Below are 14509 nucleotides of genomic sequence, written 5' to 3'. Positions count from 1 at the left end.
AAAAGTCCTACATTCGTTCAGGAACATCAACACCTAATAAACCAAATGCACTTTTTATGACGCTTGCAACCGTTTGAGATAGTTGAACACGAAATACTTTTTCATTCTCATTATCTGCACCTAGAATAGATACATTTTGATAAAATGAATTGAACTCTTTGACTAAATCATAGGTGTAATTAGCAATTAATGCTGGACTATGATTTGCTGCAGCATTTTGAATGACTTCTGGAAATAACTTAAGTTGTTTGAGTAATTCTTTTTCTTTATCATGGAGAGTTATTTCGGATGTGCTCAAAACGATACTTTCATTAAGATCAGATTTTCGTAAAATCGATTGAATTCTGGCATAGGTATATTGAATAAAAGGCCCTGTATTACCTTGAAAATCGATAGATTCTTTAGGATCGAATAAAATTCGTTTTTTGGGATCAACCTTTAATATATAATATTTCAAGGCACCTAAACCAATTGTTTTGTACAGGTCTTGTTTTTCCTTGTTGGAGTAACCATCAAGTTTGCCTAATTCTTCAGAAATCTCTTCAGCAGTTTGCGCCATTTCAACAATTAAATCGTCTGCATCTACAACGGTTCCTTCTCTACTCTTCATTTTTCCTGAAGGTAAATCAACCATTCCATAGCTCAGGTGAAATAAGTTTTTAGCCCAGTCGAAACCCAGTTTTTTAATAATCAAAAACAATACTTGAAAATGATATTCCTGTTCATTTCCAACCGTATAAACCATACCTCCTACATCTGGAAAATCTTTAACACGCTGAATTGCAGTACCAATATCTTGAGTCATATAGACAGCTGTTCCATCGCTTCGTAAAACGATTTTTTCATCTAAGCCTTCCTCTGTTAAATCACACCAAACTGAACCATCTTCTTTTTTGTAAAAAACACCGGTTTTTAAACCTTCGGCAACAAATTCTTTTCCTAATAAATAGGTTTCACTTTCGTAATAGAGTTTATCAAAATCGACACCCAAGTTTTCATAGGTTTGACTAAAACCTTCATAAACCCAACCATTCATCATTTCCCATAGTGCAACAACCTCAGCATCTCCAACTTCCCATTTTTGGAGCATCTGTTGTGCTTCTATAAGTATTGGTGCTTTTTTCTTTGCTTCTTCTTCAGATTGCCCTTGAGCTATTAGCTGTTGTATTTCCTTTTTATATTCCTGATCAAACTTAACATAATAATTTCCAACGAGCTTATCGCCTTTTAATCCTGATGATTGAGGAGTTTCTCCATTTCCGAAACGTTTCCAGGCCAACATACTTTTACAAATATGAATGCCTCTATCATTGATAATTTGCGTTTTATAAACTTTCTTTCCTGAAGCTTTTAAAATTTCAGAAACACTATAACCTAATAAGTTATTTCTAATATGACCTAAGTGCAATGGTTTATTGGTGTTTGGCGAAGAATACTCTACCATTATTGCTTTTTCAGAAGGTTTGGGAGCTACAAACCCATAGTCTTTCTGATTTTTAATTCTACTAAAAAAACGGATATAATACGAGTCATCAATTTCGATATTCAAAAACCCTTTTACCACATTAAAGGCCTTAACTTCTGAAACATGATCCACCAGAAAATTCCCGATTTGCTCACCAATTTGAACAGGACTCCCTTTTACTACTCGCAGCATTGGAAACACTACTACAGTAATATCACCTGCAAACTCCTTACGGGTTGCCTGAAATTCTACCGATTCTAATTCAGCATTATAAATTGATTTTACAGCCTGTTTTACCTGCTTTGAAAGTATCTCCTGAAGATTCATTTTAATCCTTTTTTATAAGTCTGCAAAGATAGGTTTTTTATTATTTTTTTAAGACTATGACTGGCTTTAATTGATTAATTTAGAAGCTATCAATCAATTATAATTATGGAAAGACAACAACACTTATTGCGAGGCATTCCTGTTCTGGCATCTCTGGATATCAAAAAAACGGTAGAATTTTACAAAACTAAACTGGGTTTTAATCGTCAAGGTTATTTAGATGATTATTACGCTATCATTGCTCGTGATCAGTTTGTAGTTCATTTCTGGAAATGCGATGATAAAATTCACCCTGAAAACACAAGCTGTTATGTTGATGTTGAAAACATAGATGTTTTATATGAAGAATTAAAATCTAACGGTGTCATTCATCCAAATGGTAGATTAGAAAATAAACCATACGGAATGCGTGAATTTGCTATTTTAGATAATGATGGAAACATGATTAAATTTGGACAAGAAACAGATCTTAAATCTTTAGAATCATAAAGAAATTACTGATTAATTTGCAAAAATTTTAGCATAATTTCATCTTTAGACAATCAATTTTAAATGCTTTTTATGCTTGATCCCAACTTTCTAAACAACTCATAATCATGATTTTAAATCAAAACATGCATTTCATCGACAAACATGTCGTTTTTCTATGTTTTTTGCCGTTTATCTATTCGTCGATTTTTTCCTAAAATATAAAGCTCACTTTATCTAATTTTTAGGTATTAAAACCCAAAAATTAGCATTTTAGAACCCTTTTATCCATTTTTGGTAAGCTATTAATCAAGAGTCCCAAACGTTGATGAAACTTAATTTTCTATCATTATCTAGGTTACCCTTGAATTTTTTAAACTTGTTATCCCTTTCCCTCAAGGCCAATAAGTCTTTAATTAACTCGGTAACTATTAAAACTACGCTATGAGGCAGTTAATTACATTAGCTGTTTTATGTTCTTCGCTTTTTTGTTTCTCCCAAACAAATGAGATCGACAGTCTTACCATACAATTAGCTTATCAAAAACAAGATTCTTCTAAGGTTGATACATCTTTATATTTGATTAATGCATTGTATAAAAGCAAGAACTTTAAAAAAGCACTTTTGTATATTGACCAAACCGAAAGACTTTCAAAGTTTTTAAATCATACCAAAGGCATTGCTGATGTCAACTTTTACAAGGCATTAATTTATTCTCAAAAAGATGATTATTACAATGCTATTGATGGTTATAACAAATCAAGACAATATTATAAACAATTAGGTGACACTTTAGGAATTGCTAAAGTTAATAACAGTATTGGGCTTATTGAAATTAAGCGTGGTAATTATAGTGTTGGACTGGAACACTCTTTATCTGCCATACAAATCTTTGAAACAAGAAATTTACTTGACGAACTTAGCTTAGCCTATAACAATTTAGCAGAAGCTTACTATAATACACATCAGATAGATAAGGCTTTAGAATTTAACATTAAAGCTCTAAATGTAAGAGAACAGTTAAAGGATAGTTTTGGAATTAAATCCTCAACAAAAAACATAGCATCTTTATATTCTGATAGAAAAGAGCACAGAAAAGCGATTGAATATTACGAAAAAGTACTGCGTTTATTAAACCCAGATGAAGATCAAGCCATAAGAGGTGAAGTTCTCCCTAGAATTGGTAGCGAATATTTACAGTTTAAAGATTATGACAAGGCTGCAGAGTATTTGGTTGAAGGGTTAAAGTTTAACAGAAGAATTAAAAATGATGATGGTATATTAAGATCGTTAAATGCCATTGGCGAGCTTAACATGCAACAAAGAAAAGTGAAGCTTGCTGAAATTCAACTCAATGAAGCGTATGGTATTGCGACTAAAATTGATAATAAACCTGAGCTTTTAAAAAACTACCGATTACATAAAGAGTTAGATTCAACAAATGGCAGATTTCAAAATGCCTTCTTTTGGCAAAGTAAATACTACGACTTAAAAACAGAATTAGAAAAAGCCAAACAACCAAAAATTCCAGTAAACACTAAAGTTATTACAAGTGAAGTTGGTGACACCACTATAGATGACGCAATTAATTCTATTGAAAAGCAAGACATAAAACAAAAAAACCAAGAGGAGGTTAAACAATTAAAAACCATGTCATACGTCTTGATGGCTGCTCTCTTAATTATATCTACTGTTTTACTTCTTCTATATCTAAAACGTCGTGGTTTATTAAAGTATAACAAAGAATTACTAGCGAAAAACAAACAAATACAATTACAAAATGAAGCTTTTTCTGAACAGATCAAAAATTTAGAAGATATTAATAAAGTCAAAGACCGCTTATTTTCTATTGTTTCTCACGACTTAAAAGACTCTATATCATCAATTAAAGCTTTTATTGATCTTTTAAAAGAAGACAGCATCTCGCGTGAAGAGTTTTACAATTTGGTTCCAGAATTGAGTGAAAATGCCGATAATGCATCGTCATTATTATACAATCTTTTAAACTGGTCTAAGTCACAAATGCAAAACCTTAAACCAAAACCTGAATTATTCAATATACAAGAGGTGTTTCAAAATAAGATAGCACTTGTGGAACAAAAAGTAGAACAAAAACGCATCGTTCTTATTGATGAATCTCGTAGAGACTTTATCTATGCAGATAAGAGTATGATTGAAATTGTAATACAAAATTTGATTACAAATGCAGTAAAATTCACTCGCGTTGGCGATGTGATTACAGTTTCTAACAACGATCATGATGGAAAAACCTTAATTTGTGTTGAAGACACAGGTGTTGGTATCTCCCGTGAAAATGTAGACAAATTGTTTCAAAGCGGAACCTTTACAACTAGAGGCACTGACAATGAAAAGGGAACAGGTCTCGGGCTTAGTATTTGTAAAGAATTGGTTGAACTTAATGGTGGTCGCATTTGGGTTGAGAGCACACCTAATGTTGGTACAAAGTTTTATGTAGAACTTCCAAAAAATAAGCCAACCGAATAATTGCTTTTGTGTATCTTAGCCAAAAGCAACACACCATGAAATATCTTATTCTCTCTCTTGCGATTCTAACCACTCTGTTTAGCTGTAAAAACATTGAAACAAAACCTAAAGAAAAAGCAATAGAAAATCACCTGCACGATTTATTGGGTATGATGCAAGGATCTTTTACTTCTGAAATTCAAGCTGGAATTGACTCTACTTATTTTAACATCTCTCTTCATATGTATCCCATCTGGAACGATAAAGGAAACTTTTTGTATGTAGAACAAGCCTTGAATGCACGCCAAAACAAACCATACAGGCAACGAATTTATGAAGTCACACAATTGAATGACAGCATGTTTAGCTCAGCCATCTATACTATAGAAAACGACTCTTTATGGATTGGCAAATGGAAAACCCCTAAGGCGTTTGATTCATTGTCAATGAGACAAGTCTCAAAAAAAGAAGGTTGCGAAGTAATACTTAAACGAATCGATTCTGATTATTTTAAAGGTCAAACCGGAGAAAAATCATGTGAAAGCACTTTATATGGTGCCTCTTATGCCACAAGTGAAGTTGAAATTTTTTCAGATAAAATCATCTCATGGGATAGAGGTTTTGATGATAACGACGAACACATTTGGGGAGCCGAAAAAGGTGGTTACATTTTTAATAAACTGGATTAATTATTCCATATAAAAAATTGTAGTAAACGCTCAAGCTTTAGGCAAAAAGACTTCGGCCATCATACAACGTGCACTGCCTCCACCACACGTCTCTATAGTTTCAAGTGAACTGGATAAAATTGGACAATATTTTTCAATAGTTGCAACTTGTTTTTCAGTTAAACTGTCATGAGCTGCTTTACTCATTACTAAATATCGCTGATTGAGATGACCTTGAACTTGTAACATGTTTCCGGCAAACTGATGCATTTGCGATTCGGAAATTGAAATAATTTCTTTTCCATCTTCCTTAAGGTGTTTTACGACTTTTTTACGCTCCTTTTTGTCATCAATACTATCTAAACAAATCACTGCAAATTTTTCAGCCAGACACATCATCACATTGGTGTGATAAATTGGCAAACGCTTACCATCAACTGTTTGATAAGCCGTAAAAATAATTGGTGTATATTCAAAATCTTCACAAAACTCGATAAATAAATCTTCATCTGCTCTTGGAGACAAAGCACAATAAGCCTTACGATTGACTCTATCAAGAAGTAAGCTTCCTGTACCTTCTAAAAAAATACCCTCGTCTTCAGCACTTGTATAATCAATGATATGCTCAATTTTGAAACCTTCCTTTTCCAAACGAATAAAGACTTTATCACGACGCTCTTTTCTTCTATTTTCAGCAAACATAGGATACAAACCAACATCTCCATTTTCATGAAAACTTACCCAATTATTAGGAAAAATAGAATCTGGAGTGTCCATTAATTTATCATCCTCTTCTACGATAACATTGACACCAACTGCTCTTAACTTTTCAACAAAAGCATCAAACTCCAATTGGGCTTTTTTATTAATTTCAGCATTTTTAATATCTAAATCTTCCTGAAAATAGTTATTGACAGCAGTTTGCTCATTCATCCTAAAATTTACTGGACGAACCATTAAAATTGTATTTGTAGTCTGTGACATCGATTTTAAATAAAGTGAGGCGAAATTAATATATTTTTGGGAGGCGCAAAACATACTTGTGTTAATAAATCAAACGAATTGATTAAGTTTATAGTATAAATACCTCTCCATGAAAAAGCTAATCATTTGCTTATTAATCTTAAGCTCCTGTAATTCAAACGAACACAAATCTGATATCGATTTTACAACAATTTTTGAAACTTCAAATGGCACAGAAACAGCAACCTACGAGCAAACTATCGCTTTCTATTCTAATTTAGCTGCAATGCATCCTGAAATTTCTATTCAAGCTATTGGTGAAACAGACTCAGGAAACCCTTTACATATTGTAACCCTTAATGTTGACAAAAAATTTGATTTTGCCTCAATACGAGACACTGGTAAACGCATTTTACTAATCAATAATGGAATTCATCCAGGTGAATCAGATGGTATTGATGCTACCATGTTATTGTTTCGCGATGTTGCTCAGGGAAAAATTGACATGCCAAAAGAAACTGTTTTGGTAACTATTCCTGTCTATAATATTGGCGGAAGTCTAAATCGGAATTCAACAACCAGAACCAATCAAAATGGTCCAAAAGAATACGGTTTTAGAGGTAACGCTCGCAACTATGATTTGAATCGGGATTTTATCAAATGTGACACAAAAAATGCCAGAACATTTGCCAAAATTTTTCATCTCGTAAAACCAGATGTATTTATAGATAATCACGTAAGTAATGGAGCAGATTACCAATATACGTTAACACATTTATTTACACAACACAACAAATTAGGTGGAACTCTAGGTGATTTTTTACACACTAAAATGATGCCTCAACTAGAACAAAAACTAAAAACTAAAGAATGGAATATCACACCTTATGTCAATGTGTTTAACAGAACTCCTGAAACAGGATTTAGTCAGTTTATGGACTCTCCCAGATATTCAACAGGTTATACCACACTATGGAATACTTTGGGATTGATGGTTGAAACACACATGTTAAAACCTTATAAGGAACGCGTTAAAGGCACTTACGAACTTATGATTAGTATGATTGAGATTACAGAAACAGAAGGAGATACCATTTCAAAATTAAGACAAAATGCAGTTAAAGAACTTCAGAAAAAACCAACCTATCCTCTTCAGTGGACTATTGATACAACACGAACAACCACACTTATGTTTAAAGGTTTTGAAGGAGAACTAATCGAAAGTGAATTAACTGGATTTCAACGCTTAAAATATGATTCTAAAAAACCTTTCACTAAAGACATAACCTATCAAAACTACATGAAACCGACTTTAGAAATTGATATTCCAGAAGCGTATGTGATTCCTAAAAGTTGGTGGACAATCATTGATTTGCTAAAGTTAAACGAAGTAGAAATGACTTCCTTTAAAAAAGATACAATACTCTTCGTAAATTCATATAAAATCAAAAACTACGACACCAGAACACAGGCTTATGAAGGTCATTATCTGCATTATAACGTTGAAGTTGATACTCGTGAAGAGCAAGTCATGTTTAAAAAAGGTGATTATATAGTCTATACAAATCAGAATGCCTTTAGATATCTAATCGAAACCTTAGAGCCACAGGCTCCTGATTCATTTTTTAGCTGGAATTTCTTTGATACCATTCTTCAGCAAAAAGAAGGGTTTTCTCCTTATGTATGGGAAGATAAGGCAAAACTTTTGCTAGAACAGAATCCACTACTCGAAAAAGAATTCAATTTAAAAAAGATAAACGATCAAGATTTTTCAGCAAACTGGTATGCTCAATTAGACTGGTTGCATAAGCAAAGTGAGCATTATGAAAAAGCACATTTACAATACCCTGTTTATAAACTATTTTAACTAAAATAAATTGACAAATACCACAACCTAAAACCTTGCAAATAACTAAACAACAAAGACTTGACGTTTATAAAAATATTTTTTTCAATTTTGTAAAAGCAATTTAAAAATAATCTAAATTTGCTTAAAATTTTATCGCTTTTTAGCGTCATGAATGAATAAATACATTGTTGTCAATCAACCAGAAAAATGGAATTTTTCGATTGAGAATATTACAGTAATTTCCTCTCAGGAGTATCTTACCGATCCAAAGTTTTCAACTTTAAAAAAAGCTAGAATATTTAATCTTTGTAAAGACTATTCTTACCAGTCTAAAGGTTATTATGTATCACTCTTAGCTGAGGCAAGAGAGCATTTACCAATCCCAACTGTTAAAAATATTGTAGACTTAAGGGCATTAAAATTGGTACGTATTGTCTCAGACGAATTTGATGATGTGATTCAACAGAGTTTGAAAAACATCAAATCTCGCGAGTTTACACTAAGCATTTATTTTGGGCAAAATGTAGCTCAAAAGTATAAGGAATTGAGCAGCTTGTTTTACAAACACTTTCAGGTGCCTTTTTTAAGAGTAAAATTTAGTCATAATTTAAAATGGACTGTACAAAGCATTAAGGCAATTTCAGAATCAGAAATTCCAAAGGAGCATTTCGAAACCGTTCAGATTTTTGCCAATCAGTATTTTGGAAAAAAACGATATGACACACCAAAACTTGCTACTTCCGATTTTGATTTAGCCATCTTGGTCAACCCAAAAGATCCTGCTCCTCCTAGCAATCAAAAAGCATTAAAAAAGTTTATTGATATAGCTGAAAAAATGAATATTTATGCCGAAATCATAGAACCTAAAGACTTATCAAGATTATCTTCCTTTGATGCATTACTTATTCGTCAAAGTACCGAAGTTAACAATGAAGCTTATGCTTTTTCCAGAAAAGCACAACAAGAAGGCATTGCTATAATTGATTATCCAGACGCTATTTTGAAATGCTGTAATAAAGTATACATGGCAGAAGCATTAAACAATGCGAATATTGCCACTCCAAAAACAGTAATCATTCACAAAGAAAACAAACATGACGTCCTAAAAACAGTAGGATTACCTTGTGTTTTAAAAGCTCCTGACTCTACGTTTTCCTTTGGTGTTAAAAAGGCTAAAACTGAAGAAGAATATGACCTTTTAGTATCTGAAATGTTGAAAGAATCAGACCTTATTATAGCTCAAGAATTTTGCCCATCAGATTATGATTGGAGAATAGGAATTATAGATGACAAGCCGTTTTATGCTTGTAAATACTATATGGCTAAAGATCACTGGCAAATTTATAATTGGAATGCCAAGAAAAAAGACGACCAAGATGGCAATGCAGATTGTGTAGCGCTTGAAGATGTTCCCACCAACGTTCTTAATATGGCTATAAAAAGCTCAAAATTAATAGGGAAAGGACTATTTGGTATTGATATTAAGGTGGTTAATAATAAGCCTATGGTCATTGAAATTAATGATAATCCCAACATCGATTTTGGTGTTGAAGATGTATACTATGGTGATGTAATTTACACCACAATCCTTTCAGCATTAAAAATGAGATTAGAATAATTATGAGTAAAAGATATCATTTATTTGAAGTATTTGGAATCGAGCTGGAGTACATGCTCGTAAAGACTTCAGATTTTAAAGTAGCTCCTGATGTAGACAAGCTGCTAACTCTTAAAAATGGCGTTCTTACTTCAGATGTTGACAATGGAAAAATTGCATGGAGCAATGAACTTGTCGCACATGTTGTAGAATTAAAAACCAATGGACCTACATCAAATTTGGAAACACTATCTGATGATTTTCATAAGAATGTTTTAGAAATTAATGCTTTATTAAAACCTTATAACGTTCAATTACTACCAACAGCATCACACCCTTTAATGAATCCGTTAAAGGATACCAAACTTTGGAAACACAGCTATAGCGAAGTTTATGAACTTTATAATAGAATTTTTGACTGTAACGGTCATGGTTGGAGCAATGTACAAAGCACTCATATTAATCTTCCATTTTACGACGATAAGGAATTTGAAAAACTTCATGCTGCCATTCGTATTGTTTTACCCTTAATTCCTGGATTGTGTGCAAGCTCTCCCATATTAGAAGGTCGTCTTACTGGATTTATGGATTCGCGTTTAGAATTCTATAAAACCAATCAAAAGGAAATTCCTGAAATGACAGGTATGGTAATTCCTGAACGTGTTTTTAGCAAAGTTGACTATTATTCAACCATTTTTGAACCTATAAAAAGAGCCATTAAACCATATGACACTCAAAAAATTTTAGATCATCACTTTTTAAACTCCAGAGGTGCTATTGCTCGTTTTGACAGAAACGCAATAGAAATCCGTTTGGTTGACATCCAAGAATGTCCGAAAGCCGATATTGCCATTTGTATTTTGATAATTGAAGTCTTAAAAGCAATGGTTCATAAAGAGTTTTGCAGCTTACAAAACCAAAAAAAATGGACAAAATTAGAGCTGTTCGAAATCTTAAACGATGGCATCAAGCATGGTGATCATTCTAAAGTTTGTAATTTAGACTACACCTCTCTTTTCGGCATTAAACAAACCTCAACAATGCAAGATATTTGGAAACATTTATACAATCATGTCAAACCAAACATATCATCTGAACATCAGAATGCAATTGAACTCATTTTAGCTCAGGGAACATTGTCTACACGAATTTTAAAAGCCATTGGAAAAGACGCTTCTGAAAAAAAAATTAAGCAAGTGTATTTAAAACTTGCCGAATGCTTAGAAACTAATCAATTGTTTGTCAATTGAAACTCATTATTACCTGTGAACATGGTGGAAATGACATTCCGAAACCTTACGAATATCTATTCAAAAAAGAGAAACATGTGTTAAAAACACATCAAGGTTTCGATTTGGGAGCTTTAGACATTTTTGAATATTTAAAACCTTTATCTGTATATTCAAAATCAAGTAAAACAAGTCGGTTACTGATTGAATTAAACCGTTCACGTTATCATCCTAAATTGTTTTCAATATATACTAAACGCTTAGATTTGGAAGAAAAAGGAGCTATCATTACAAATTATTATCATCCTTACCGAAATGAAGTTGAATCAGAAATAGCAAAACTGATTTTGAATAATGAAAATGTGGTGCATCTTTCTATACATTCGTTTACACCACATTTAAATGGCATAGAGCGTCATTGCGACATAGGATTGCTTTATGATTCAAGAAAGCGTTCAGAAAAAGAGTTTTCGGCATTTCTTAAAACACAGATAAAAACAGAAAATTCAGGTTTGAATGTAAGATTCAATTATCCGTATTTAGGAAAAGCAGATGGTTTCACAAGCTATTTACGACAACGATTTACACAAAACTATATTGGAATTGAAATAGAAGTCAATCAAAAATTTTCGAAATCAAATGTTATGGACTCTATTTTGAAACACACTCTTTATTCTGCCATACAATCAGTTATATTTAATTAAAGTCCATTTACGATTCCTTATGATATCGCTTTTTAAGAAAACTTGCTGTTCAGCTAAAAAAAATCGAACTTCGTAGCTGCTTTTTATTCAACCTCATTAAGCACTATTATTAAATGAAAAAATTTGGGAGTTTTAAATTAATACTCAAAACCTATGCACTTGTATTAAGTGTGTTTTTTGTGTTTCGATGTATTCTTTTCCTTACAGAACTGGATAGAATAGATTTTCAGGAAGTAAGCATTTTAACTATTATACAAGCATTTATAATGGGAATTCGTTTTGACACAGTAATCTCAAGCTATATTCTCATATTGCCAGCTTTGGTTCTTTTGGTGATGGAAATATTAAACAAAAGAAATCATTTACTAAAAAAAATAGTGTTCTACTGGATAGCCATTTTATTTATACTTGCCTTTATTATTACCTCAATAGACATTCCGTACTTTAATCAGTTTTTTTCAAGATTATCAATTGGTGCTCTAGCATGGATTGATAGTTTTGGTTTTGTTATTAAAATGATTGCTCAAGAACCAAAACATTTGTTTGTAGGTATTCCGTTGCTAATCTTATTGTTTGTATTTTATAAACTACATCGAAAAAATTTCAGAGCAGATTTAGAAAAAAATGATGCTTCTCTTGTCTTAAAAATCACCTTTTCAATTGTATTTCTTGGACTAATGTTTCTTGGCATACGAGGTCGTATCGAAGAAAACTCACCTATACGTGTTGGCACTGCCTATTTTTCAAACCATTCGTTTTTAAATCAAATGGGATTGAATCCTGTTTTTACTCTAATGAGAAGTTATATTGATAGTCAGAATGAAACAAATGCAACTATTCAAATGATGGATGACCAAGTAGCAATTGCGAAAGTTCAAAACGAATTAGGCATTTCAAATCCTAATCTGTTTAATTCACCAATTGCAAGAAAAGTTGTTCCCGATTCTATTGATTCTAACAAACCTAACATTGTATTAATTATGATGGAAAGCATGAGTGCTTCAAAAATGGAACGTCATGGTAATACCAGAAATTTAACACCTTTTCTCGATAGCTTATCCAGAGAATCCATTTATTTTGAAAACATATATACTTCTGGAAAACACACTTTTAATGGCATTTTTAGCACTTTATATTCATTTCCTGCCATTTACAGACAACACACAATGAAGACCATAAACCGTTTTCATGGATTTAGTAACGTGTTACGAAAAAAGGGCTATTCTACAACTTATTTTACAACACATGATGGTCAGTTTGACAATGTAGAATACTTTTTAAAAGAAAATGAATTTGAAAACATATATACCAACAGTAATTATCCGTCTTCCGCAAGCAAATCTGTTTTAGGTGTTCCAGACGATTTCATGTTCGAGTTTTCAATCCCAGTTTTAAATGACTTACACAAAAAAAACCAACCCTTTTTTGTCAGTTTCATGACTACGAGTGATCATACGCCTTATTACATTCCTGATTATTTTAAACCAGACCATACAGAAGAAAAATATCAAATTGTAGAATATGCTGATTGGTCTTTGCAGAAATTTATGCGAATGGCTTCAAAAGAAGATTGGTTTGACAACACCATCTTTGTTTTTGTAGCAGATCATGGTGTTCCAATTTCAGCCCCTTATGACATTTCATTAGACTACCATCACTCCCCTTTATTATTTTATTCACCAAAATTGATTGAAACACCAAAATCTTACAAACAAATAGGAGGACAAATTGATGTGTTCCCTACACTTATGGGCATTTTGAAACAACCTTATATTAACAACACATTAGGTATTGATTTGCTAAAAAAACGACGTCCTTATATATTTATTAATGACGACAATAAAATTGGAGTATTGAGCGATAGCTTATTTTTGATATTAAAGGAAAAAGAAAAGCCCAAACTCTTTAAATATAAACAGAAAAACACTACAGATTTTTCAAAAGATTTTCCAGAAATTATTGAAGATATGGAAACGTATACAAAGGCAAATCTGCAAACATATCAGTACATGCTTCTAAACAAAGAAATTTTAAAATCACCTGTGTTAAAGAAGTTAGATTAGTATTTTAATGTTAGCGTAACTATTTTCAAGCGCTTTCATACATTGGTCTTGATTTAACCATGCAACCTTAGTGATACCTTCATTTTCCTGAGGAGATAAATCGCCTTTGTAAGACGATTTCATTTCAAACCAATATGTAATTTTAATTTTGTGTTTGCCATTACGTTTAAATATATGATATGTGGTTTCAATAGGTTTTGTTATTGTTAAGCCAGTTACACCTGTTTCTTCTTCAACTTCCCTTAAAGCCGTTTGTTCAATAGTTTCTTTTCCTTCTGCTTTCCCTTTTGGCAAATCCCATTTATCATTTCTGTAAATAAAAAGGATGTCTCCATGATCATTAACAACTTTTCCACCTCCAGCAACCACATTAGGAAGTTTTTTTAAAAATTTATTAATAAGATTACTTTCTTTTTTTCCAATAAGTCGTACTTCTTTTAAAGACGTAGAATTTAATTCTTTTATAACCTTTCCAATATTAACGGTAGACAAAAGGTAATTTTTAAAATTACGTTCTGGACTAACTTGGGTCGTTAGAATTATAGGTTTATCATTTACAAAAACGTGATGCATTAATTTGGTCATAGTATTTGGAAAGTAAAAATATCATTTTTTAAACGACATCACTCAATTTTAAAATTAATTTTCTTTAAGGTTTAAAATTAAATTAGGTTAAAATTATGTAATTTTAC

At 32.0% G+C, this 14509-nt stretch carries 11 protein-coding genes; 8 read left to right on the top strand and 3 right to left on the bottom strand.

What is annotated here, in order from left to right; translation table 11 throughout:
* Positions 1-7 precede the first annotated feature (7 nt).
* Positions 8-1792: an arginine--tRNA ligase gene (argS, locus tag ACRHNM_RS12885; RefSeq protein ID WP_431137054.1), complete on the bottom strand. Its 1785-nt coding sequence runs from the start codon at positions 1790-1792 to the stop codon at positions 8-10.
* Positions 1793-1897: 105 nt separating this feature from the next.
* Here argS and ACRHNM_RS12880 point away from each other — a divergent pair, with 105 nt between their 5' ends.
* The 3 genes from ACRHNM_RS12880 to ACRHNM_RS12870 all read left to right on the top strand — a co-directional run bounded on the left by ACRHNM_RS12880 (position 1898) and on the right by ACRHNM_RS12870 (position 5433).
* Positions 1898-2281 (top strand): bleomycin resistance protein, encoded by a 384-nt coding sequence (locus ACRHNM_RS12880; RefSeq protein ID WP_431137053.1) that lies wholly within the window; start codon positions 1898-1900, stop codon positions 2279-2281.
* 423 nt (positions 2282-2704) lie between these two features.
* Positions 2705-4765, top strand: coding sequence for a tetratricopeptide repeat-containing sensor histidine kinase (locus tag ACRHNM_RS12875; RefSeq protein WP_431137052.1), 2061 nt, complete (start codon positions 2705-2707; stop codon positions 4763-4765).
* A 35-nt stretch (positions 4766-4800) separates the two neighbouring features.
* Positions 4801-5433 (top strand): chromophore lyase CpcT/CpeT, encoded by a 633-nt coding sequence (locus tag ACRHNM_RS12870; RefSeq protein WP_431137051.1) that lies wholly within the window; start codon positions 4801-4803, stop codon positions 5431-5433.
* A 30-nt stretch (positions 5434-5463) separates the two neighbouring features.
* On the opposite strand, the gene ctlX is transcribed toward ACRHNM_RS12870, so the two are convergent.
* Complete coding sequence (gene ctlX, locus ACRHNM_RS12865; protein WP_431137050.1) at positions 5464-6396, bottom strand: citrulline utilization hydrolase CtlX; 933 nt, start codon at positions 6394-6396, stop codon at positions 5464-5466.
* A gap of 109 nt (positions 6397-6505) precedes the next feature.
* Here ctlX and ACRHNM_RS12860 point away from each other — a divergent pair, with 109 nt between their 5' ends.
* The 5 genes from ACRHNM_RS12860 (at position 6506) to ACRHNM_RS12840 (ending at position 13817) form a co-directional block, all read left to right on the top strand.
* Positions 6506-8242 (top strand): M14 family metallopeptidase, encoded by a 1737-nt coding sequence (locus ACRHNM_RS12860; RefSeq protein ID WP_431137049.1) that lies wholly within the window; start codon positions 6506-6508, stop codon positions 8240-8242.
* A 154-nt stretch (positions 8243-8396) separates the two neighbouring features.
* On the top strand, positions 8397-9842 hold the full coding sequence (locus tag ACRHNM_RS12855; protein WP_431137048.1) for a RimK family protein: 1446 nt from the start codon (positions 8397-8399) through the stop codon (positions 9840-9842).
* Between the two features lie 2 nt (positions 9843-9844).
* Positions 9845-11071 carry a glutamate-cysteine ligase family protein gene (locus ACRHNM_RS12850; protein ID WP_431137047.1) on the top strand — a complete coding sequence of 409 codons (1227 nt, stop codon included), beginning with the start codon at positions 9845-9847 and terminating at the stop codon, positions 11069-11071.
* Positions 11068-11754, top strand: a complete 687-nt coding sequence (locus ACRHNM_RS12845) for an N-formylglutamate amidohydrolase (protein WP_431137046.1) — start codon at positions 11068-11070, stop codon at positions 11752-11754. Before ACRHNM_RS12850 ends, ACRHNM_RS12845 begins: the two co-directional genes overlap by 4 nt.
* 113 nt (positions 11755-11867) lie before the next feature.
* On the top strand, positions 11868-13817 hold the full coding sequence (locus ACRHNM_RS12840; RefSeq protein WP_431137045.1) for an LTA synthase family protein: 1950 nt from the start codon (positions 11868-11870) through the stop codon (positions 13815-13817).
* On the opposite strand, the gene ACRHNM_RS12835 is transcribed toward ACRHNM_RS12840, so the two are convergent.
* Positions 13809-14390 carry an NUDIX hydrolase gene (locus ACRHNM_RS12835; protein ID WP_431137066.1) on the bottom strand — a complete coding sequence of 194 codons (582 nt, stop codon included), beginning with the start codon at positions 14388-14390 and terminating at the stop codon, positions 13809-13811. The two genes, ACRHNM_RS12840 and ACRHNM_RS12835, sit on opposite strands and share 9 nt — an antisense overlap.
* Between the last annotated feature and the right edge of the window lie 119 nt (positions 14391-14509).

Source organism: Psychroserpens mesophilus (assembly GCF_050617655.1).
GTDB lineage: Bacteria > Bacteroidota > Bacteroidia > Flavobacteriales > Flavobacteriaceae > Psychroserpens > Psychroserpens mesophilus_A.
This window is presented reverse-complemented; position numbering and strand designations above follow the sequence as displayed.

Coding starts and splice junctions, on each gene's coding strand:
- argS (WP_431137054.1), bottom strand. CDS start 1,792: ATGAATCTTCAGGAGATACTTTCAAAGCAGGTAAAACAGGCTGTAAAA.
- ACRHNM_RS12880 (WP_431137053.1), top strand. CDS start 1,898: ATGGAAAGACAACAACACTTATTGCGAGGCATTCCTGTTCTGGCATCT.
- ACRHNM_RS12875 (WP_431137052.1), top strand. CDS start 2,705: ATGAGGCAGTTAATTACATTAGCTGTTTTATGTTCTTCGCTTTTTTGT.
- ACRHNM_RS12870 (WP_431137051.1), top strand. CDS start 4,801: ATGAAATATCTTATTCTCTCTCTTGCGATTCTAACCACTCTGTTTAGC.
- ctlX (WP_431137050.1), bottom strand. CDS start 6,396: ATGTCACAGACTACAAATACAATTTTAATGGTTCGTCCAGTAAATTTT.
- ACRHNM_RS12860 (WP_431137049.1), top strand. CDS start 6,506: ATGAAAAAGCTAATCATTTGCTTATTAATCTTAAGCTCCTGTAATTCA.
- ACRHNM_RS12855 (WP_431137048.1), top strand. CDS start 8,397: ATGAATAAATACATTGTTGTCAATCAACCAGAAAAATGGAATTTTTCG.
- ACRHNM_RS12850 (WP_431137047.1), top strand. CDS start 9,845: ATGAGTAAAAGATATCATTTATTTGAAGTATTTGGAATCGAGCTGGAG.
- ACRHNM_RS12840 (WP_431137045.1), top strand. CDS start 11,868: ATGAAAAAATTTGGGAGTTTTAAATTAATACTCAAAACCTATGCACTT.
- ACRHNM_RS12835 (WP_431137066.1), bottom strand. CDS start 14,390: ATGCATCACGTTTTTGTAAATGATAAACCTATAATTCTAACGACCCAA.